The 21,899-nt window shown below is 63.7% G+C and carries 17 protein-coding genes, 1 tRNA gene and 2 pseudogenes; 7 read left to right on the top strand and 13 right to left on the bottom strand.

Annotated elements, in window-relative coordinates; all coding sequences use genetic code 11:
* Nucleotides 1-104 precede the first annotated feature (104 nt).
* From REH34_RS02315 to REH34_RS02290, 6 genes are all read left to right on the top strand, one after another.
* Nucleotides 105-179 (top strand) — tRNA-Gln (locus REH34_RS02315).
* A 181-nt stretch (nt 180-360) separates the two neighbouring features.
* Nucleotides 361-1,617 (top strand): hypothetical protein, encoded by a 1,257-nt coding sequence (locus REH34_RS02310; RefSeq protein WP_311970600.1) that lies wholly within the window; start codon nt 361-363, stop codon nt 1,615-1,617.
* A gap of 206 nt (nt 1,618-1,823) precedes the next feature.
* Entirely contained in the window at nt 1,824-3,002 is a 1,179-nt protein-coding gene (locus REH34_RS02305) for an L-dopachrome tautomerase-related protein (protein WP_311970599.1), read from the top strand.
* A gap of 303 nt (nt 3,003-3,305) precedes the next feature.
* A complete protein-coding gene (locus REH34_RS02300) occupies nt 3,306-4,496 on the top strand; it encodes an L-dopachrome tautomerase-related protein (RefSeq protein WP_311970598.1) in 1,191 nt (396 codons plus the stop codon).
* The gene (locus REH34_RS02295; RefSeq protein WP_311970597.1) at nt 4,493-5,320 is read left to right on the top strand and encodes a sugar phosphate isomerase/epimerase family protein; all 828 of its coding nucleotides are present in this window, start codon (nt 4,493-4,495) and stop codon (nt 5,318-5,320) included. Before REH34_RS02300 ends, REH34_RS02295 begins: the two co-directional genes overlap by 4 nt.
* A gap of 39 nt (nt 5,321-5,359) precedes the next feature.
* A complete protein-coding gene (locus tag REH34_RS02290) occupies nt 5,360-6,757 on the top strand; it encodes an amidohydrolase family protein (protein ID WP_311970596.1) in 1,398 nt (465 codons plus the stop codon).
* Between the two features lie 11 nt (nt 6,758-6,768).
* Here REH34_RS02290 and REH34_RS02285 read toward each other — a convergent pair whose 3' ends face one another.
* The 10 genes and pseudogenes from REH34_RS02285 to REH34_RS02240 all read right to left on the bottom strand — a co-directional run bounded on the left by REH34_RS02285 (nt 6,769) and on the right by REH34_RS02240 (nt 14,882).
* On the bottom strand, nt 6,769-7,836 hold the full coding sequence (locus tag REH34_RS02285) for an AbrB family transcriptional regulator (RefSeq protein ID WP_311970595.1): 1,068 nt from the start codon (nt 7,834-7,836) through the stop codon (nt 6,769-6,771).
* A 174-nt stretch (nt 7,837-8,010) separates the two neighbouring features.
* Nucleotides 8,011-8,451, bottom strand: coding sequence for a tryptophan-rich sensory protein TspO (gene tspO, locus REH34_RS02280; RefSeq protein ID WP_226504625.1), 441 nt, complete (start codon nt 8,449-8,451; stop codon nt 8,011-8,013).
* A 137-nt stretch (nt 8,452-8,588) separates the two neighbouring features.
* On the bottom strand, nt 8,589-9,410 hold the full coding sequence (locus REH34_RS02275; protein ID WP_311972032.1) for an alpha/beta hydrolase: 822 nt from the start codon (nt 9,408-9,410) through the stop codon (nt 8,589-8,591).
* 397 nt (nt 9,411-9,807) lie between these two features.
* The gene (locus REH34_RS02270) at nt 9,808-10,827 is read right to left on the bottom strand and encodes a twin-arginine translocation pathway signal protein (RefSeq protein ID WP_311970594.1); all 1,020 of its coding nucleotides are present in this window, start codon (nt 10,825-10,827) and stop codon (nt 9,808-9,810) included.
* Nucleotides 10,828-10,850: 23 nt separating this feature from the next.
* Nucleotides 10,851-11,150: a hypothetical protein gene (locus tag REH34_RS02265; protein WP_311970593.1), complete on the bottom strand. Its 300-nt coding sequence runs from the start codon at nt 11,148-11,150 to the stop codon at nt 10,851-10,853.
* 313 nt (nt 11,151-11,463) lie between these two features.
* A pseudogene (locus REH34_RS02260) lies at nt 11,464-11,676 on the bottom strand (L-rhamnonate dehydratase); the annotation flags it as partial.
* Nucleotides 11,677-11,756: 80 nt separating this feature from the next.
* A pseudogene (locus REH34_RS02255) lies at nt 11,757-11,942 on the bottom strand (FAD-dependent oxidoreductase); the annotation flags it as partial.
* A gap of 132 nt (nt 11,943-12,074) precedes the next feature.
* Nucleotides 12,075-12,491: an FAD-dependent oxidoreductase gene (locus REH34_RS02250; RefSeq protein WP_311970592.1), complete on the bottom strand. Its 417-nt coding sequence runs from the start codon at nt 12,489-12,491 to the stop codon at nt 12,075-12,077.
* A gap of 351 nt (nt 12,492-12,842) precedes the next feature.
* Nucleotides 12,843-13,976, bottom strand: a complete 1,134-nt coding sequence (locus tag REH34_RS02245; protein ID WP_311972031.1) for an alpha/beta fold hydrolase — start codon at nt 13,974-13,976, stop codon at nt 12,843-12,845.
* A gap of 108 nt (nt 13,977-14,084) precedes the next feature.
* Nucleotides 14,085-14,882 (bottom strand): SDR family oxidoreductase, encoded by a 798-nt coding sequence (locus REH34_RS02240; protein WP_311970591.1) that lies wholly within the window; start codon nt 14,880-14,882, stop codon nt 14,085-14,087.
* A gap of 326 nt (nt 14,883-15,208) precedes the next feature.
* Here REH34_RS02240 and REH34_RS02235 point away from each other — a divergent pair, with 326 nt between their 5' ends.
* Nucleotides 15,209-16,306 carry a catalase family protein gene (locus tag REH34_RS02235; RefSeq protein ID WP_226504606.1) on the top strand — a complete coding sequence of 366 codons (1,098 nt, stop codon included), beginning with the start codon at nt 15,209-15,211 and terminating at the stop codon, nt 16,304-16,306.
* A gap of 117 nt (nt 16,307-16,423) precedes the next feature.
* Here the strand turns inward: REH34_RS02235 and REH34_RS02230 are convergent, their stop codons facing one another.
* From REH34_RS02230 to REH34_RS02220, 3 genes are all read right to left on the bottom strand, one after another.
* Nucleotides 16,424-18,781, bottom strand: coding sequence for an FdhF/YdeP family oxidoreductase (locus REH34_RS02230; protein WP_311970589.1), 2,358 nt, complete (start codon nt 18,779-18,781; stop codon nt 16,424-16,426).
* Nucleotides 18,782-18,908: 127 nt separating this feature from the next.
* Complete coding sequence (locus REH34_RS02225) at nt 18,909-19,169, bottom strand: hypothetical protein (RefSeq protein WP_311970588.1); 261 nt, start codon at nt 19,167-19,169, stop codon at nt 18,909-18,911.
* Nucleotides 19,170-19,434: 265 nt separating this feature from the next.
* Nucleotides 19,435-21,723 (bottom strand): EAL domain-containing protein, encoded by a 2,289-nt coding sequence (locus REH34_RS02220; protein ID WP_311970587.1) that lies wholly within the window; start codon nt 21,721-21,723, stop codon nt 19,435-19,437.
* Between the last annotated feature and the right edge of the window lie 176 nt (nt 21,724-21,899).

Here is a 21,899-nt window from a genome sequence, read left to right as displayed (position 1 = left end):
TTGGCGGATCGGATGAAAGCTGGTAAATTCCTCGCCGTTCTTGCAGACAAGCCTTCAACGGTTGATGCGGGAATGCAACATCACGATGTTGCGCTACCAGATACAGGGGCGTCGCCAAGCGGTAAGGCAGCAGGTTTTGATCCTGCCATGCGTTGGTTCAAATCCAGCCGCCCCTGCCATTTTCTTCAAGTGTTCCCGTTCATGGCCATTCTCTGGCCGGGCAGGTGCACTGCAGTATCCTCGCAATCATCCCCCTCAGTTGTCGCCAGCCCCGCACGGGCTCTGTATGCTGTGCGCCAGCTTTACGTCTTCAGGTAGTGGTCGTCGACGCCCCACAGTGCGCCAACCCCGGGTGACTCCATGACCTCACGCTTACCGCTTTTGCTTGTGCCTTGCCTGTGCCTTTTTGCCACCCAGCCCGCGTCCAGCGCCGAGCCTGCCATCAGCGGCGGCGTTTTGCTGCCCGGCTGGCAGGCGGTCGCCGAGCAGGCGCTGGGGGATATCCGCACCGTCGCGCTGCAAATGCATCCAGACGCGGCGCAGGCAGCGATTGCGACACGCGCTGGGCCGCAGGCAAAACCGCTGATCGACCACTTTCTCGCCAATGCCGACACGGCGACCCAGGATGCCGCCGCCCAGCGGTTGATGGAAGATCTGTGGCAGGCCGGCACCCGTGACGAGGCCAGCAACGAGCTGGCGGCCGAACGTGTAGCGCGCAGCTATACCTACGCCAGTGCCGAAGCGCAGCTGGGCCGCAGCGTTTATGGCGGCCCGGCGGGCGCCGCCGCCTACGCGGCTTGGTGGGCCTACCGTCAGCCCGGTGGCACGGCGCTCCAGGCCCTGCGCGTCGGCCTGTTGGCGGGGCAGGGATTGTGGGAGGCCGAGTTGGGCAGCGACCCGCAGGGCACCGCGGCGCAGTTGGTCCACAGCACCAGCCTCGCTGCCGCTCTGGGTGGGGTGGCCGTCGCGGCAGCGGGTGGCGACGAGCAGGCTTTGCGCGCGGCGTTCTTCGACAGCGGCGCCGCCGTAGTGCTGCAAGACGGCTCGCAGCCGTTGTGCTTTTCAGCCCGAGTGCAGTGCCAGAGTCTGCCTGCGGCGGCCAGCCGGGCCGGGCGAACACTTGACCAACTGCAGCCCGTAGCCCCCGGTGTCGGCATGGACTTTCCCGCGTTCGAGCAGGGCAGTCAGGTACCGACAGTGCCACGCGCGCAAGGCTCGCTGGCCCTCGATCAGGGGTGGACACTCAGTTGGCAGATGCCCCAAGGCATCGCGCGTGGCGTGTTCTACCCGACCGTAGTGCTGAGCCAGGAAGGCCGCTCGGCGCCTGCACCGACGCCTGCACCGACGCCGGCACTGCCACCCGCTGCGCCGGTGCAAGTGGCGACGTCCACCCGCGTCATCTGCGAGCGGGGCGCCGACAGCCGCGCCCTCTGGCTGCTGCCCGCCGACCCCAAGGCCGGTTACGTGTGCCGAGCCATGTATCAGGTCGCCCAGCAAGCTCCGGCAATCCTCTGGAATGCCCTGCAGAACCCCGAGGTGTGCGCGGCCAAGGCTGAGGCGCGGGTGGATCGGGACGAAGCCCAAGGCTTCAAATGCCGCCAGGTCGCCGCGCCCTGACCCCTTGACTCCTTGGCACCGCGTTGATCGATACCACCACAGACGGTCGATTATTTTGACCGTTTCCCTTCAAAACAGGCGCAGGCCTTGCGTTTTACCATCCCGTGAGTTTGGTCATCGTATATCGTACGTCTAGCGGGAGACTGCCCAAAAGGCCCCGTGTAGACACCTCGAGATGCTCGACAAAATCAATAAAAGGGATAGCAATGTTCAACCGACGCAATTTTTGCCAGGCGTCCGTCCTGGCTTGCGGCGCCTTCGCGGTCGCCTCCAGCCATCTGGCCAACGCCGCCGCCGTCATGGCCAAGGTCGGCCAGCCGCTGACCGAAGTCGCCCATCTTGACTGGCTCTGCAACGCCGTCGGCCTGACCTCCACCGGTCGGCTGTTCGTCGGCCTGCCACGCTGGCCCGGCTTCGAAAATACCCCCTCCATCGCCGAAGTGCTGCCCAATGGCACGCTCAAGCCGTTTCCGGGCGGCGACTGGAACGAGTGGGAACCGGGCAAGCCGAACGCCAAGGCGCTGGTCAAGATCAACACCATCCACATCTTCGACGACGACACCCTGTGGGCCATCGACCAAGGCGAGGATGCCGGCCCGCACGGCATCAACCTCGGGCAGAAGATCCTGCAGTTCGACACCCGCAACGGCAAGCTGCTGCGCTCGATCACGTTGGCGCCCGCCGTGCTGCCGGCCGGTGCCAACCTCAACGACCTGCGCCTGGACAGCGGTCATGCCTACCTGACCGATTCCGGCCTGGGCGCGATCATCGTCGTCAACCTCGCCACCGGTGTGTCGGTGCGCCGCCTGGCCGATCATCCATCGACCAAGATGAGCCCCGAGCGCCGGCCGATAGGCGAGGAGGGCCGCCCACTGCAGATGCCCGATGGCAGCGACCACCAGGTGCACTCGGATCCGATCGAGATCAGCCCGGACGGCAAATGGCTGTACTACCAGCCACTCAGCGGACCGCTCTGGCGCGTGCCGACCGAAGCGTTGCGCGACACCCAGATGAGCGAAAAAGCCCTGGGCGACACGGTCGAGTTCGTCTACGACACCGGGCCGCTGACCGGCACTGCCATCGACAGCGCCGGTAACCTGTATCTGGCCGAATACGACCGGCCGCGGATCACCGTGCTGTCGCCGGATGGCAGCCTGCGGGTGGTGGCCGAGGATCCGAAACTGTGGAACCCGGATGCGATGATCATCTCCAACACCCGCGAGCTGTACATCCCGGTGCCGCAGAGTGCGCGCATGGCGGCCAACCGCGGGCCGGGTGGCGTCGACGGGCTGGTGCGGCCGTTCAAGATCTACAAGCTGCAGTTGCCGGCGTTGTATGGCAATCGTGAGACGGTGCCTGCGCTGGTTGGCAAGCCGCTGGCGTAAACCCTGCAGCGAGGGATCGGCTCCCTCGCTGCTGCTTTATCTGCAATGCGCATCTGTCATTCGACAGCCCTTCGCGCCAAGCCCTATGTGGCTGACAGCTCACAACCTCCGCGCAGAACGTTTCGAGGCAGCCCACGTGCATACCGTGGCCAGGCTGGCATCAGCGAATGGACTGAAGGTTTCACGTCAAATAGAGCTGGCTGTTTCATAGAATCTTGCCCGTTCCAGAGCGGTCCCATAGGTAATACGGCGTGTCACGGCAGCAGCGCCGACAGCCATGGGACCACTACCAGAGGGTAACGAATGTTCAACCGACGCAATTTTTGCCAAGCCGCTGCCGTGGCGTCTGGCACCTTGGCGATGGCCACCAGCAACCTGAGCCGGGCTGGCGAGGCGATAGTCAAGGTCGGTCAGCCGCTGATCGAAGTGGCGCGCCTTGACTGGGTCTGCAACGCCGTTGCGCAAACCGCCGATGGCCGTCTGTTCGTCGGCCTGCCACGCTGGCCCGGCTACGAAAACACCCCCTCGATTGCCGAAGTCCTGGCCGATGGGACCCTCAAGCCGTTCCCGGGCGGCGAGTGGAATCGCTGGGCGCCGGGCAAGCCTCATGGCCAGGCGCTGGTCAATATCAATACCGTGCATATCTTCGACGACCACACCCTGTGGGCCGTCGACATGGGCGAAGACGCAGGCCCCAAGGGCATAAACCCCGGCCAGCGGATCCTGCAATTCGATACCCGCGACGGCAAGCTGCTGCGTTCGATCAGCCTGCCTGAAAGCGTGCTGCCGGCGGGCGGCAATCTCAACGACCTGCGCCTGGACAGCGAGCATGCTTACCTGACCGACTCCGGCCTGGGCGCGCTTGTCATCATCAACCTGCGCACCGGCGTATCGCTGCGACGCCTGGCGGATCACCCGTCGACCAAGATGAACCCGGAGCGCCGGCCCATCGGTGAGCACGGACGGCCCTTGCAGACATCCGACGGCAGTGACACCCAGGTGCAAAGCGACCCGCTGGAGATCAGCCCGGACGGCAAATGGCTGTATTTCCAGCCCATGAGCGGACCGCTGTGGCGCGTGCCGACCGACGCGTTGCGCGATACCCAGATGACGGACAAGGCGCTAGGCGACAAGGTCGAGTTCGTCTACGACACCGGGCCCACCACCGGCACCGCGATCGACAGCGCCGGCAACCTGTACTTCGGTGAAAACGACAAGCCGCGGGTCACGGTACTGGCGCCCGATGGCAGCCTGCGCGTGCTGGTGCAGGACCCGTTGCTGTGGAACCCGGACGCCCTGATGATCACTCGCCAGCGCGAGCTGTATATCCCGGTGCCGCAAAGCGCGCGTCTGGCGTACAACCGCGGACCCAACGGCAAGAGCACGGTGGACATGCCGTTCAAGATCTACAAGGTGCAGTTGCCAGCGTATCTGGGCACCCGCGAGGACGTGCCGACGGTGGCAGGGCAATCCCTGGTGGGGGCGCAGTCATGAGCGTCGGCATCGTCACCTGGACGCTGGGTATCAGCGCCGCCGCGCCAGTCATCGCCAAGGCCAAGGCGCTGGGCATGGACAGCATTCAATATGCGGGAGATTTTCGTGATGGGCCGCCCGCGCTGTTGCGTGAACTGGCCAGGGCGGCGGGTATCGGCATCATCGCCGTCGATCCGTTCAACGCCGGCCCGCCCGAGCCGGCGAAGGCCACCCAGGATGCAGCCATCGCCTATTACCGTCAGGTGGTGGATTTTGCTGCCGAGTTGGGTCCGGTGCCTGTGACCTTGCAGGGGCTGTCGCAATGGACGCTCAGCTGCAAGGACCCGACATCGGCCCGAGCGCGTCTGCTGGCTTGCTGCAAGGCCGTTGATGCCTATGCCGCCAGCCGCGGCGTGCGGACCCTGTACGAGGTGTGCAATCACTATGAAGTGCCGTTGATTCATACCGCCGCGCAGTGCCGACAGTTGCTGGCAGAGATGGACAGCGACAACGTGCGGATGATCCTCGACAGCTTTCACATGAACATCGACGAGCCCGACCCGCTGCAGGCTTTGCGCGAGCATGGGGCCTTCACGGCGATCTACCACATCTCCGATTCCGGGCGGGGTGGTATCGGCACCGGGCATATCGACTTCAAGGCCCAGCATGAGGCGCTGGTGGAGGGTGGGTTCAGTGGCGCAGTGGCGACCGAGTTGGTACCCGAGCATCTGACCCCCACCCAGCCGCCGAGGACCGCTGCCGATCATCAGGCACTGGAGGCGCAGATTCGTCATAGCGCCGAAATCTGGCGCAGTTATGTGAATGCTGGTCCCATTAATGAATAAGCCCCTTGCCATAACTATCCCATGAACACAGGAGCTTTCGTGCCAGATACCGCCAGCCTCGACCGTCGAACCTTGCTCAAACTCAGCGCTGTCGCGGGCGCAGGACTCGCGCTGCCGAACATGGCGTGCGCCGCCCAGCCGGGGACGCTGCCGCCTTCAACTCACCTGTTGATCCGTCACGCCACTGTCCTGAGCATGGACCCGACGCTCGGTGAACTGCCCGATGCTGACGTGCTCATCAATAACGGCAAGATCATCGCCGTCGGCAAGGACTTGGCCGAAGAGGGCGCTCAGGTGCTCGACGCCACTGGCATGATCCTCATCCCCGGCCTGGTGGACAGCCACTGGCACCTGTGGAACAGCTTTCTGCGCAGCAGTTCGCCGGCTCCGCAAGGCCAGCCGTTCTTCAAATCCCAGCTAGCCGTCAGCAAGCAGTTCACCCCCCAACTGTGCGCACTGGGCGTACGTCTGGGGCTGGCCGAAGCGATCAACAGTGGTATCACCACGGTCAACAACTGGTCGCACAATCTACGCACGCCGGCCTTCGCCCAGGCAGAACTGCAAGCCATGCTCGACAGCGGCCTGCGCGGTCGCCTGTGGTATGGCTACGCTCAGGATCTGGCTGCCACCGCGCCGGTGGACTACGCCGATATCCTGCGGGTGCAGGCGCAACTCAGGGCCGGAACGCGCGTTGACCTGGGCATGGCGATTCGCGGCCCCGAGCGCACCGCAGCGCCGATCTGGGAGCCCGAGTTCGCCTTTGCCAAGGCCCATGGCCTGCCCATCTCCACCCACATCGCGGTGACCCCGCAGATGCAGAAGAACAAGGCCATCCAGCAACTGGCAAAAAAAGGCGTGCTCGACCCGTCGGTGCAACTGGTGCACGCCACTCATGCCGACGCCGAGGACCTGCGCACCATCGTCCACAGCGGCGCTTCGGTGTGCCTCACGCCCCTGACCGAGATGCGCGTCGGCTACGGCCTGGCGCCGGTGGCCGCGTTGCACGAAGCAAAGATCCCGGTGACTCTGGGTATCGACACTCTGGTACTCAGCGGCAACGCCAACCTGTTCATGGTCATGCAGACGCTACTGAATCTGGCCATTGGCAGCAGCGCCAACGAGCAACTTCTCACGGCCCGCGACGTGCTGTTCTGGGCCACACAGGGCGGCGCCGACGCCATGGGCCTGGGGGCGCAGATCGGCTCGGTCACACCGGGCAAGCGCGCCGACCTGACCCTCATCGATCCTCGCGGGCTGGGCATGCTGCCGGTGCTCGATCCCTATGCCAGCGTCGTGCAGTCGGCAACGCCCAGCGCCGTGGACACGGTGATCGCCGATGGGCGGATGCTCAAGCAGGGCGGGCGGGTGATCGGTGTCGATACGCCCGCGCTGGCCCAGCAAGTGGTGCAGGGGCTGGCAACACTGCAGCGCAGGTGAAACGCTGCGCTTCAAGCCAGCCGGCTGACCCGCTCGATCACCCATTTGACCAGAAACGGCCCCACCAGAATCACCGTGAACAAGCGTAGCGCCTGCATCGCCAGCACCAGGCTCACGTCGGCCTGGCTGTCCACCGCGATGATCGCCATCGAGTCCAGGCCACCGGGGCTGGTGGCCAGATACACCGACAGATAGTCCTTGTGCAGCAGCAGCGCGATGACATATGCCAGCGCAGCACTTACGGCAATCAGCAGCATCGAACAGCAGATCATGGTCGGCAGACGCTTGAGCACATAGAGCACCGTCGGGCGGTCGAAGCGCAGGCCCACATAGCCTCCGATGGCGGCCATGGCCAGTGCGGTGAACCAGCCCGGCAGGGCGATGTGCAGGACGCCGGTCAATTGCAAGACGGCACCGAGTGCCAAAGGAATCAACAGCGCCCCGGCCGGCAGCCGATTACCAAAAACGATGCCGATGGCAATGACCACCAGCCCCCCTGTGAAGGGCAACCATTGCATCGTCGATGCCACCGCCAGCGCATGGGTCGAGGTGATGCCCATGAAATGACTGACCAGCGCGCCGCAGACCACGACACACACGACCCGTACATACTGCATGGCCGCTACCACGCGGCCATCTGCACCGTATTGCTCACCCATGGAGATCATCGCCGAGGCTGCGCCTGGGGTGCTGCCCCAGATGGCCGTGGTACCAGGCAGGTCGCCGAAGTGCGCCATGGCCAGGCCCACGGTGAGGCTCAGGGCGATAGTGCTGACGGTGGCAAAAATCATCTCCGGCCAGGCCTGAGTCAATGCCACCAGCACCCCGGTAGTGATCGAGTGCGCCGCCATCAGGCCAATCACGCTCTGGCCGCCCTGAAACGCTACCTTGGGTAAACGAACGGTGCATCCGCTCAAGGCGAAAGCGATGGCCGCCACCATCGGCCCGAGGAAGCGCCCGGCAGGGACCTGCATGCTGGCCAGCAGCTGGCCCGCACCTGCGGCGCACAGCACCAGCAATGCCCACTGCGTCGGCGCAGGCAAGCGGCCCAACCAAGAATGATCAACATCAACAGACACGGCATGCTCCACAGCGAGGCTCCCGAGCGCTCTATTGCGATTGTTGCAAACGGGGAGTGGCGGCGATTTTGCCACGAACGGGCCTCGATGCGCCCGGTCAATCCGAGGAATTTGGCAGAGGGTCGCAAAATATCGCTTTTTGACCCTCGGCTCGGCGTGCGTGCTCGTACGGGGTCATCTATTGTGCCGCAAGATAGAGAAATTCAACGCAGCGGCGACGGTGAGCCACACCAGGTAAGGAAACAGAATCAGCCCGGTGATCACGTCCAGCCTCAATGCCAGCAAGACCATTGCCGCCACGACGATCCAGAGAACACCGATGATCACCATCCCGGCACCCAGGCGATTCGCGCCAAAGAACACCGGGGTCCACAGCGTGTTGAGCGCGATCTGCGCCGCCCACAAGGCCAGTACCGTTTGACTGTCGGCCAGCAAGGTGAGCCGATAACCCGCCCACGAAAGTAACAGGTAGATCGTCACCCACGCCGCAGGGAACGCCCAGTTTGGCGGAGTGAACCTGGGTTTTTTCAGGGATTCGTACCAGGCACCGGGCTTGAAAATCATGCCGGTGGAGGCCGCAGCACAGCAGGCTAGAAGGAAGATGTAGAAGGTCATGTGTCGTCCTGTTGAGGGAGGCAACCCTGGAACGTCCAGGTCGTCGTCCTCAACTTTGAACATCTAACCCGTGAGAAAGTCCATGCAATGAAATGGACCGCAGGGGATGAGCGCGGGCCAGTGCCCGCGCCCAGTCATCAGCCCTTGATAAACGCCAGCAGATCCTGGTTGATCACTTCCGGATGCGTGGTGCACATCCCATGTGGGTAGCCTTTGTACACCTTGAGCGTGCCGTGCTTGAGTAGCTTGATCGACAGCTCGGCGGAGTCGGCGATGGGCACGATCTGATCGTCGTCGCCATGCAGCACCAGCACCGGTACGCTGATCTTTTTCAGGTCTTCGGTAAAATCGGTTTCCGAGAACGCCTTGATGCAGTCGTAATGAGCCTTGATGCCGCCCATCATGCCCTGGCGCCACCAGTTGTCCTTGACCCCTTCGAGCACCTTGGCGCCGTCACGGTTGTAGCCGTAGAAGGGGATCGGCACTTCCTTGTAGAACTGCGCACGGTTAGCTGCGAGTGCCGAGCGAAAACCATCGAATACGTCGATCGGCAGGCCGCCGGGGTTGCTCGCCGACTTGACCATGATCGGCGGCACGGCGCCGATGAGCACAGCCTTGGCGACATGACCGGCACCGTGTTGGGCCACATAGCGGGCGACTTCGCCCCCGCCGGTGGAGTGGCCGATGTGCACGGCGTCTTTGAGCTTGAGGTGGGCGACCAGCGCGGCGACGTCAGCGGCGTAGGTGTCCATGTCGTTGCCGGTGGCGGTCTGGGTCGAGCGACCATGGCCACGGCGGTCGTGGGCGATGACCCGATAGCCCTTGGACAGGAAGAACAGCATCTGCGCATCCCAGTCGTCGGCGCTCAGCGGCCAACCGTGGTGGAAGACGATGGGCTGACCGCTGCCCCAATCCTTGTAGAAAATCTCGGTGCCGTCGCTGGTCGTGAAGTGACTCATGGGCTTTTCACCTGTGGTGTTGTGGTCTGGGGAGGGGCTCGCGTGGGCTGCACTGCTGCTCATCACCATAGCCGAGAGGGAGCCTGCCGCCAGTGCGGTGGCGCCGACCTTGAGGACTTGCCTGCGTGAATTGTTCTGGATGTCGTGGTGCTCGGACACAAAGCCTCCCGCTCTCGGCGATGCGCGAGAGTCAGATTCGGTGATCGGATAAATGCGCAGTCATCCCGCAGCGAGGTGGGGCTGTACCCGATGCGATGTGTCCGCTACAGCGATCTGACAGACATTCTTTCGGGGGGGCCTCGCTACAGGGATATAGCCAGCCAGTCGACATTAGCCGGTTGCGAGGCGCGGCGCCTTGAAGTGTTCTGAAGGCGGCTGAAAAACCCTGAAGCCGGCGTTATCCGCGCAGTACGAATGCCGCCGAGTCGGGTGCCTTTTGCGTCGCAAATGATCCGATGATCTGCCATTTGGCGGTGTCCACGACCACCACCTTGTCGGACTCCAACGACGCGTACAGGCGATCGCCTGCGGGCGCCAGATTAAGCCCCGGCGCCGCAGCCTCCAGCGCCAGGTGTTTGTCCTCGGCCAGGGTATCGGCGCGCAGCAGGCTGAGGCTCTTGTCCGCCTGATTGGCGACGATCAACCGACCGTCGGGTAGCGCCACCACCCGTACCGCTTCCCCGCGCAGCTTCACCTGCTTGCGGGGTTGCAGCGTGTCAGCGTCGAAGGCGTGCAACTCGCCTTGATAGCGATCGATCACGTAGAACGTCTGCTCGTCCGGGCTCAAGCAGCAGCCTTCCGGTGCCTCGCCGACCAGGCGCTTGACCGGGGTGTAGGTCGGATCGTGTGGGTCGAGCATGATCACCATGCCCGATAAAGTGTCCGACACATAGGCACGGCGGCCATCGCGGCGCAGCACGAAGTAATGGCTGCGGGTGCCGCCCACGGGGACGATCTGGCTAGGGTACTGGTCGGTCGCGGGATGATCGAAGCGGATCATCACCGAGTCGGTTTCGCTCAGCACGTAAAGGCGCCCGGCGGCGTCCAGACGGATACCATGCAAGCGGTGGTATGGCGTCAGATCCAGGCTGCGAACGATCTTGCGTGCCACCAGATCTATCACGAACACCTGATGCCCGCCGTCTCCAGGCGCGGCCCATTTGTTGACACCGTACTGGGCCACGTAGGCGAATCGGCCTTGGGCGTCGGCGACGATTTCATGGGGTTGGGTGGGCAGCGCCAGGTGCGCCAGCGGCCGACCTTCCGGTAATTGATAGAAGCTGACGCCCGGTGCTTCCTTTTCCACCAACACCAATTCACTGATGCCGTCGGCAGCGGCGAACACGGGTGGGATAAAGGGAACGGCACTGGTGACGGCGATCATCTGCAGGATCTGGCGGCGGTCGAACTGGCTCATGGCTTGTCCTCGAAGGCTCTGGATCAATGCTTTTGAGAGCCCTGGGGCGAGCCGTTGGTTTCATCGGATTGGCCATCGTCTTCCACTTCATGCTTCTGTTCGCGGTTTTTCTTGAAGCCGCGCAGGTTCATCAACGCCAGGAATACCTGCAGGATGATCAAGGCATAAGCATCGGCGTGCAGCCCCCAGATCACCCACAACACATTGCTGAGGGCGAAGCACCAGAAGCCGATCATGCGCCGGGTGGGCTTGCTGGAACCGGTGAACCAGGCAGCGAAAACGGTGACGGCCATGGCGGGCCATTGCAGCAGGTCGATAAGCATCCACAGGGTCCTTGAGCGCGATGACGGGCAGGACGAGGCGCTATCGAGCCTCGGCCTTGGTATTGCAGTGTCGTCACGTTGGAGGGGGCAAGGGCCGGAAGGTTTAACTGAAAGTGAATGGGCTGGCGCACAGCGGGTGTTTGTCCAAGGCCGTGCAGGCTGAACCACAATCGCCCGCGCATGGCGGGCGATCGAGTATCGGCGCCGGCCCTTGAGGTCAGTGCCGATAGGGCCTGTGCAACTGGCATTCCGGGTTCAAGGTCACGCCGAAGCCTGGCTGATCCAGCATGGACAGCCGCATCCTGCCGCTTGCCATATAAGCGGCTGGCTCGCCACCGGTTGTGACGGCGAAGCCGATATTACCTGCGCTGTCTTCAATCTCGACCACCAGCGTGCCGAGTACGTTGATCCCGAAACTACGGCGGCTCTGGCGATATTCCGGGTATTTGCTCATGGGCGTGGCGATGTGGTCGTCGATCCAGTGGCCGTCGTCCTGGTCGTGGTAATCGGCGCCGCCGCCACGCAGAAACTAGGCGCGCACGTGTGTGATGGTAGGGATGGCGAAGCTGAAGTGATCGTAAGGTTTTGCCGTGGTAGCGCTGAGGTTCATGACAGGGTCATCCCGGTGAGGTCGATATCAGGGCTGCGGCCGAGCATCAGGTCGGTGAGGATGCGTGCCGAGCCGCAGGACATGGTCCAGCCCATGTGCCCGTGGCCGACGTTGAGGAACAGATTGCAGTGGCGGCTGCGGCCAATGATCGGCGTGCCTTCGGGAGTCATCGGGCGCAAGCCGGCCCAGAAGCTTGGCTGGGTGTAATCGGCCCCCCCGGGAACAGCTGGCGGCGGGCCTGCAGCATGTGCTCGAAGTCGGCGGGGGGATGCCGCATCGCGTTAAAGGTACAGCAGCCCCTTGCTCAGACGGTCTTAGTGCAGGCTTTCGGTGGCGGTCAGCGGTTGCAATTGCTGCTGCGAGTAACGGCAGAGCACCAGCTTGCGCGAGGTGTTGAGCCGTGAGCGCTCGGCGTTGCAGTTGCTCAGGAACTTAGCCGCCCACGCCCACATCTGCGGGTCGGCGCTGAGTTTCAAGCGTAGCGCCTGACCTTCCTGGAACAGCGACTTGAGCAGGATCTTCGGCGCCTTGGGTGACGCCCAGGTATAGGATTGCCCTAGGGCGATCAGGCCGGCGTTGGCAAAGCTGGTTTCGTTCGCCGACTCGGGCTGGCGATCGACCACGGTCACTTCACGCCCGGCCTTGGCCAGGTAGTACGCAGTGGTGATGCCGATGACGCCGGCACCTAGAACGTAAGTATCGCGAGACGCATGCCAGTTTTGACGGCGCAAGGAGCTGATCTAGAGCGTTCGGGAAGTAATGCCACTGGCCTGTGCGATTGCATCCGGAGTGGTTTCAGGGGTCGGCAACGCGCTGTCTGTGGCCACCAGTGGCATTACTTCTGGCGTGCAAATCGGCGTGTCGAACCGGCCAAGGCAACTTGCCGGATCAGGGTGCGGCAAATGATGCCGTCGTGGGGCGCGGGGGCGCTGCGGGGCATCAAAAGAGTGCGGTTTTCGCCGTGAAGGATGCGGTCCGCTCGGTACGCAACAGCGCCCCACGACTGGATGCGATGTATGGCCGTGCTGTGGGCGGTCACTGCCTGAGCATTTGCACCGCCCCCTCGGTTAGACGCTCGTCATCTATTGCGCCAGCGCCGCGACATTGCCATCGAGCACCTGCAGCATCACTTGCGCCTGCCACTGGAAATACGGATTGAACGTCAGGCGTGAAAACACCTTGCCCGGCTCGCGCAAGCCGTAGTCGGAATACCATACCGGTTCGCCCTTCAGGCACTTCTGCATGTCGGGGGCGTCCTGACCGTTCCAGCAGAGGCGCTGGCTACCGTGGCTGCCATACAACGGGTTGTCGGGCGAGAACAGCAAGCTCATGTGCGAGAACTGGGCAATGCGCTGGTCCGGCAGATAATCACTGCGCGCCAGCACCCTGGGCAGGGCGTCGATCTGGGCCGGGCTGCTGCCGTACCACACCAGGCGGCTGGCGGGGTTGGTGAAGCGACGGTTGAATTGTTGCAGCACGTAGTCGGCATCGAGCACCGAATCGTGCTGGGTAATAGCGATGAACACCGGCTTGGTGTAGACGCCGCGCTTGAGGTCGGATTGCGCGAGCAGGGCGCTGCGGTAGAACTGCGCGAAACCGTTAGTGGGCACGTTGAGGTAGCGCACTGGGGTCTGCATAGGCCGCACGCCACTGTCGGGCTTGGCCAGCCAGGGCCGAAACCAGCCGATGTACTGGGTGAGCCAGGCATAGCCGTTGCTCGGCCGAAAGGCTGGGGAGAACAGCACCAGCCCGGCGATGTCGTCGTGTTGGTAGGCGTAGTCCAGCACCAGATTGGCACCGGTCGAAAAACCGCCCAGATACACCTCGGGTACTTCCTGGCGCAGCACTTGCGCTTGCTCGCGTACGACCTGTTGCCACTGCGCCAGGGTGACATCGAGCATGTCCTTGGGCTGAGTGCCATGGCCGGGCAGCAGGAGGGTGCGCACCAGATAACCCTGCTTGGCCAACTGCGGGCCGATATCGTTGAACGACCAGGGTGAGTCGCCGAGGCCGTGCACCAGCAGAATGCCTTTTTTCGGGGTGCCACTGGGACGCCATTCGCGCGGGGCGTTCCAGGCGATTTCGGCGGCGTGGTCGGGGGTCTGGAAGGCGCGGTGCTGCTGCATCCAGGCGATGGTCTGTTGCTGGTACGTCGTGAAGCTGAGCGGCTGCGCGAGTGCTGACCCTGCGGACAGGGCGAGCACCAGCGCGAGCATGACGGAGGGTTTTGGGGCCAAGGTGCGGGATCCTCGAATAGCTCGGCAGATGAGCGCAGCACTGGCCGGGACATTATCACCACCGGCCCCAGGTCCGCTAACTGCGGATCAATTCTGAATGGCTTGCACCGATCCGCCGTCGACCCGCAGGTTGGAGCCATTGATGAACGAAGCGCGGTCCGACACCAGCAGAGCGATGGCAGCCGCCACCTCTTCGACCTTGCCGCGGCGTTTCTGCACGATGCCGGGGCGCTCTTCTTCAAGGAAGCTTTGAATGGCTTGCTCGAACGATACCCCTAGCTCTTCGGCACGTTTTTTCATCATGCCGTCGGTCATGCCGGTCTCGATGAACGCGGGTGCCACGGTGTTGCACAGCACGCCGTGGGCGGCCTCTTTGTAAGAGAGGTTCTTGATGAACGCCCCCAGTGCGGCCTTGGCGACGTTGTACACGGCCTCTTCCCAGTAGGGTTGCACCGAGTTTTCCGAGGTGATGCACACCAGTCGGCCCCAGCCGCGGGCGCGCATGGGCGGGATGGCGGCGCGGGCGACGCGCACGGCAGAGAAAAAGTCGGTGCTCCAGGCTTCTTGATAGTCCTCGTCGGACAGTTCCAGCGGGTCGCCTTTGGCGCCGGTCACACCGGCCGTGTGCACGACGATATCCACCTGGCCGAAGCGCGCTTCGCCTTGTTTGATCAGGTTGTCGACGTCGCTTTGCTGGGTCATGTCGGCGGCCAGCAACAGCGGCTCGCCGGGCAGGCCTGCAGCGGCTTTTTGCAGCGCATCGAGTTTCAGGTCGGTGAGAATCAGGTGTACGCCTTCTTCGCTGAGCTGCTTGGCCGTGGCCAGGCCGATGCCGCCGCTGGCGCCGGTGATGAGCGCCACGCGCCCCTTGATTGCCAAATCCATAACTACCTCGTTCGCAGGGTTGGGCCGGACAGGCCGGCGTTATCCATACCGACATTGTGCGTGCGGTGGCCGTTCAAACGGATGTAACGCATCGTTGTGCGAGGGCCATCCAGCGGTGTCGATGCGCGTCTGAGCATCAGGGGCGTTGTCGCAAGCGCTACCAGCCTCCTGCAAATCCATTGCCGAGCCACTGGTCGTCATAATCAGCAAGCCATTTGAACATCCGCACGCGCCTGCCAGTCATCCGCAGTGCGGCGACTCGCGAGTAGCACATTCATAGTGCTCAGCACCGTTGCTCGTGATGACCAGCCCCTGAGGAAACACCGATGAGCGATCTTCCCGCGACCCGATCCACTGTGCACCCGATTCCGTTTCAGCCGTCCTTCGAGCAAATCCCGGAAGACGAAGCCGAAACCGCCAAGGAGCTGGCCGACACCCTGCGCGGCATCATGCAGACCACCTTCGATGATCACGGTCACGCCTACCGCAGCGTGCACGCCAAGGGTCACGGGCTGCTACGCGGCCATATCACCGTGCTGGACAATCTGGCGCCGGAGTTTGCCCAAGGCGCATTCGCCACGCCGGGCACACTGCCGGTGGTCCTGCGCTTTTCCACCAACCCAGGCGACGTACTCGACGACAAAGTCTCGACCCCTCGCGGACTGGCGCTGAAGATCATTGGCGTAGAGGGCGCGCGGTTGCCGGGCAGCGAAGGTGACGTGACTCAGGACTTCGTCATGCAGAACGCCAAAGCCTTTACCGCGCCGACGCCCAAGGCGTTCCTCAAGACCCTGAAACTGCTGGCCAAGACCACCGACAAAGGCCCCGGATTGAAAAAGGCGTTGTCGGCCGTGTTGCGTGGCGTCGAGTCGGCCATCGAGTCCATGGGCGGTGAAAGCGGGACCCTCAAGAGCCTGGGTGGCCACCCGAAGACCCATGTCCTGGGCGAGAGCTTCAACACCGTGGTGCCGTTCCTTTACGGGCCGTATTACGCCAAGTTGGCGGTGGTCCCGGTCGCGCCGTCGCTGACGGCGTTGACCGACCAGCCAGTGGATCTGGACGACAATCCTGATGGCCTGCGCCAGGCGGTGAGCGAGTACTTCAGCACGCAGGGCGGGATCTGGGAGGTGCGCATCCAGCTGGCCACCGATGCCGAGAAGATGCCGATCGAAGACGCCTCGGTGACCTGGCCCGAAGACCTCAGCCCCTATGTGACGGTGGCGCGCATTGAAGTCCCGGCGCAGCCGGCCTGGAGCAGCGAAGGGGTCAGGGATATCGACGACGGCATGGCGTTCAGCCCTTGGCACGGGTTGGCGCAGCATCGGCCGCTGGGGGGAGTGATGCGCGTGCGCAAGCCGGCGTATGAGATGTCGTCGGGGTTTCGCGCCACGCACAACGGTTGCCCGATGCATGAGCCGCGTTAGGCTGATCCTAGCTATGGGCTGAATCCAATGGGCCCTGTCGTCGCCGAACGCGCACCCTTGCTTGCATAGGGTGCGCGTTCGGCGGCAAAAGGGCCCATCAACCTTGTTACAGCCCTTTCAGGCCACCTGGTCTTTCGTCGGCAGCGCATGCTCAAGATCCGCAGGCCCCGGCTGCACCTTGCGCAGGGTCACCGGCACCGACTTGGCCGCTGGCACCTTGCTGCGTTCGGCGTGGTGCCACAGCGGCACCAAGGCGTTGCACTCAGGGTAGTAGGCCGCCGCGCAGCCAGCCGGGATGTCGTAGGCGATGATCTGCAGCGGCCCCACTTCCCGCAGCACCTCGGGCTCGATAGCCGTGCGTACCGTCACCCAGTCTCCCGCCGCCAGGCCGAAACGGACGATGTCGCTGCGATTGAGGAAAATCACCGTGCGCGTCCCCTGCACCCCGCGAAAGCGGTCGTTGTAGCCATACACAGTGGTGTTGAACTGATCGTTGCTGCGTAGCGTCATCAGTTGCAGCACGTCGCGGCGGCTTGGCGAGGTGGCGACATCATCGTCCTCATCCAGGCCCTGCGGGGCGACGAACTGCGCCTTGCCCGACGGCGTGGTCCACTTGCGTTCATAGGCGCCCAGTGGCCGATGGAAACCGCCGGGCTCCCACATGCGCGTTTCCATGTCGTGGAAGATCTGCGGGTAGACCTCGGCGATGGCCGCGCGGATCAGGGCATAGTCCCGCCGCCAAGCCTCCCACGGCACGCGTTCGGCACCGCTCAGGGTGGCCTGGGCGAGGGCGGCGATAATCGCCACCTCAGCGCGCAGATGCTCGCTGGCCGGGGTGCTGGTGCCTTTCCAGGCCCTGACGCAGCCGGTGCTGTCTTCGGTGCTGTAGACCTGCTCGACACCGTCCTGACGGTCGCTTTCGATGCGCCCCAGGCACGGCAGCAGCCAGCCGTTGCTGCCGGGGAACAGGTGGGTGCGATTGAGCTTGGTGGCCACTTGCACGTTCAGGCTCAGGCCCTCCCAGGCCGGCTCCATACGGCTGGTGTCCGGCACGGCCCGCAGGAAGTTGCCGCCCAGGCCGATAAAGCCCTTTACGCTGCCATCGAGAATGCCCTTGCAGGCGTCCACCGTGGCCAGGCCCTTGTGGGGCGGCACCTGGATGCCGAACAGCGCTTCGAGCTTGTCCTTCGGCACCTTGGCCGGGTCTTCGGTAATACCGACCGTGCGCTGGCCTTGCACGTTGGAATGGCCACGTACCGGGCAGATCCCGGCGCCGACCTTGCCGATGTTGCCGCGCAGCAGCAACAGATTGACCAGCATCTGCACGTTCTGCACGCCGTGGCGGTGCTGGGTCATGCCCATGCCGTAGACGATCATCACCTTGTCGCTGCGCGCATAGACCGTGGCGGCGGCTTCCATGGCACCGCGATCGAGGCCCGAACGGCGTTCGAGTTGCGCCCACTCGTGCCCGTCGGCCTCGGCAACCACGCTGTCGAGACCTTCGGTGTGCTGCGCAATGAATGCGTGGTCGAGCACTGCCGCGCGCCCCTGGGCCGACGCTTCGCGGTCCATCGCCAGCAGCGCCTTGATGATGCCCATGACCGCCGCGGTATCGCCGCCGATCTTCACCTGATGGTACTGGGTGCTGATGATGGTCGATTCCGGGCCAAGCATTTCGGTCGGCGACTGTGGATTGACGAAACGCTCCAGGCCGCGCTCGCGTATCGGGTTGAAGGTGATGATCGGCACTTGGCGCTTGCGTGCTTCCTGCAGCGGATGGAGCATGCGCGGGCTGTTGCTGCCGACGTTCTGGCCGAAGAAAAAGATGCAGTCGGTGTGCTCGAAATCGGCCAGGGTCACCGTGCCCACCGGCACGCCGATGCTCTCCTGCAAACCCACGGAGGTGCTCTCGTGGCACATGTTGGAGCTGTCGGGCAGGTTGTTGGTGCCGAACGCACGGGCGAACAGCTGCCACATGAACGAGGCTTCGAGCGACGCGCGACCAGAGGCGTAGAACACCACGCTGTCGGGCGCCAGGGTGCGCAGCTGCGCACCGATCTCGCGGTAGGCCTGCTCCCATTCGACAGCCTGGTAATGGCCGCTGGCGGCGTCGAAGCGCAGCGGATGGGTCAGGCGCCCGTGGCGCTCCAGGTCGTAGTCGCTCCAGTTGCGCAGTTCGCTGACCGGGTGCTGGGCGAAGAAATCCGGACCGGTCTTCTTGGACGTCAACTCCCACGCCGTGGCTTTGGCGCCGTTTTCGCAGAACTCCAGCGCGTGGGGATTGCCGGGCTTGGCCCAGGCGCAGCTGACACAGGCGAAGCCATCAGGCTTGTTCTGCTTGAACAAGGCCAAAGGGGCCTGGGCGAGGGCTTGTTGGCGCCAGAGAATGTTCATCACCGAAAACGCCGAGCCCCAGCCTCCGGAGGCGTCAGCGTAAGGGCGATAGCGGGCTGCCTGGGGATGGATGATGTTCATGTCGCAGTCCTCGTCACCTAGGGGCAGGGCCTCGATTGAACGGGCCCTGCAGTTACGACGAGAGGCTGCAAGCAAAGGTTCGAACTTCGTAGATGAAGACTGCGCTGCCAAGGCGGATTCAGGGCTGTCAGTCCAAATTGATCGGATCCACCGGCGGCAAGACCTCAAGTTTGGCGTGCGAGCCTAATCCGCGTATTTCGTTGACGGCGTACAGCAGCACCATCTGGAATGCCAAGGAGTTTTGCAGCTCCTTGGGCGTCAGGCGCCGCTCCACGCTTTGGTGCACCGCGGGGTCGGTGAGGACCAGCCGCAAGCTGCTGCCCTGTCGTTCACAGGAATGCTTCAGTGGTGGATCCAGGCTGTCGAGCACTTCTTCGATTGAGGCCATTGTCGATTCCTTGATAAGGCGGGGGGACAGCCATTCATGTTTGACGAATGTTCTGCCAATTGAGAAATGTCGCGAACGCTGGCGCGATCCGATCAAAAGATTTGACCTTCGTGCGGCGATATCGATCCGACCATTGGACGGAAATAGCCGGTCTGCCATTCGGCTGACGAAACGGAATAAGGGTTGCACGGCCCCGCTCGCCGGAGGGCGTAGATACCGATGCACTAAGGAATATCCCTCCTCATGGCAAGGCCACCGATGGCCCTCACACGACCGCGCACGCCCCATGACGCAACAGCCAGCTGGCGAACTCCGCCGCCGGCAGCGGCCGACTGATGAAATACCCCTGACCGGCATCGCAGCCCGCGTCGCGAAGAAACTCGTACTGGGCACGGGTCTCGATGCCTTCGGCGGTCATGCGAAAATTCATCGCGCGCTTGAGGGCGATGATCGCCTGCACGATCGCCACGTCGCCCTGGTCGTTAGGCAGATCGCGGATAAACGCCTGATCGACTTTGAGGTGGTCGATGGGCAGGCGCTTGAGGTAGGCCATCGACGAGTAGCCGGTGCCGAAGTCGTCGATGGCAGTGGTCACGCCCATGCTCTGCAATTCGCGCAACACGCCGCTGGCCGCCTCGTGACTTTCGAGCAGCAGGCTTTCAGTGACTTCCACTTCCAGCGCTTCGCCGGGCAATTGGTGGCGCGACAGCGCCGCGCGCACCGTACCGACGAAATCGCTGCGTTCGATCTGCGGCGCCGCGACATTGACTGCGACCCTGTCGATCAGGCAGCCCTGAGCACGCCAGTCGCGGATGTGCTGGCAGGCCTGGTCGAGTACCCATTCGCCGATGGCGATAATCTGCCCGGTCCGCTCGGCCAGCGGGATGAAATCGCTGGGCATGATCAGCCCCAGTTGCGGATCGCGCCAACGCAGCAGCGCTTCGGCGCCTTCGAGTTGGCCGTTGGACAGGTTCAGGCGCGGCTGATACCAGACCTCGAACTCGCCTTGGCCCAAGGCCCGGCGCAACGCGTGCTCCATGTCGACCCGGCGTTTGATCTGCTGGGTCATGGCAGCCTGGTAGAAGCGAAAATCGTTACGGCCCGACTCCTTGGCGCTGTACATCGCCGTATCGGCATGGCGCAGCAGGTCCTCGGCATTGCTGCCGTCCAGCGGGCAGATTGCAACGCCGATGCTGGCGGTCACCAGCGCGGCGTTACCATTGAGATCGAAGGGCAGGGCCAGCGAACGCAACAACTGGCCCACCACATGCACGGCGTCTTCGGGATGCTCCAGGTGCTGGAGGATGAAACCGAACTCGTCGCCGCCCAGTCGCGCAACCGTATCGCCACCGTGCACGCTGTCGACGAAACGCTGGGTGGCATGGCGCAGCAGCAGGTCACCCATGGCGTGGCCCAGGGTGTCGTTGATGGACTTGAAGCCGTCGATGTCGAGAATCATCACCGCCAGAAAGGAACGCTGGCCCACCACAGATTCGATGGCCTGGACCAGCCGTTGGCGAAACAGCACGCGGTTGGCCAGGCCCGTGATCGAGTCGTAGTGGGCCAGTTGCGCCAGCCGCTGCTCGGCCTGCAGGCGTTCGCTGATCTCGCCGTTGAGCTCGTCGTTGCGCCGGCGCATGAGGATCTGGGTGCGGCTCATCTGCAGTGCGAACGCGGTGAATATCGCGGTGGCGAACAGGCTCAGGGCGAATACCGTGGAGTCGAGGAGGGTGAACGCCGACCAACCGCCGCGCGGTACGCCCGCCAGCTGCCAGCGCCCGCCCGGGATCTCGACGCCGGTGGTCACCGGATCGTTGTCGAAACTGCTCTGGTCGCCCCACACGGGTTTGTTCTGCCGGTCGCGCAACGCCAGTGCCAGCGGGCCGTCGGTATTCATGCCGGTGGCGCGAATCAGCGCGTCGACGTCGACGGCCACCGAGACCATGCCCCAGTACTGCGTGGAGCCGGTGCCGGAAGCCTGGAACACCGGGCGCCGGTAGACCAGCGCGCGGCCGCCCTGGATCAGGTCGATGGGGCCGGTGAGGATGGGAATACCCAGCGCCCGTGACAGGTGCACCATGGGGTATTGATCGGGGATATTGCGAAAATCCAGGCCGATGAGGATTTCGTTGCCTGCCAGTGGCCAGACGTCGCTGATCACGTCCTTGGGGGCCAGGACGATGTGCTGCAACGCCGGCACCGCGGCCTTGGCCTCGTCGGTCATGCCGTGAAAATGCGCGGCGCTGATGCCGCCGTCGACGCTCAGCAGTTGGGTGATGCCTTCGGTCTGGCTGAAGGTGTTGCGCACCTGGGTCTGTGCCTGGGCGCTGAGCAGGCTCAGGCGCAGGCGGATGTCGGCGCGCTCTTCGCTGCCACGGTGTTGCAGGTCCAGCAGACCGACGAACACCGACAGCGCCAGGCCGATCAGCAAGACGCAGACCGGCAGCAGAAAATGGCCGTAGCGCCGCCACCAAGGGTCCTTGCGCGAATACGGAGAGTGAAGTCCTTTGCTCATCGATACCTTGGCGTGGGTGTTGCCTGTGCGCGGCGACATTGCCGACGACTGTGTTCATGAGGCCGACGAGCGGGCCCGGACACGTCCCTGAAGTCTTTTGTCTACAGCCGGTGTATCGGACCCGTAGCAGGGTAGATGAATGAAGTTTGGCGGATTTCCGACGAACGTCCAGTTTTTGGCCAGTCAATGACCCGAAGCGTGACCCGGTTCACGGG

Source organism: Pseudomonas baltica, from assembly GCF_031880315.1.
Lineage (GTDB): Bacteria > Pseudomonadota > Gammaproteobacteria > Pseudomonadales > Pseudomonadaceae > Aquipseudomonas.
The sequence above is the reverse complement of the archived record's forward strand: the minus strand, read 5'-3'. Positions and strand labels throughout refer to the sequence as shown.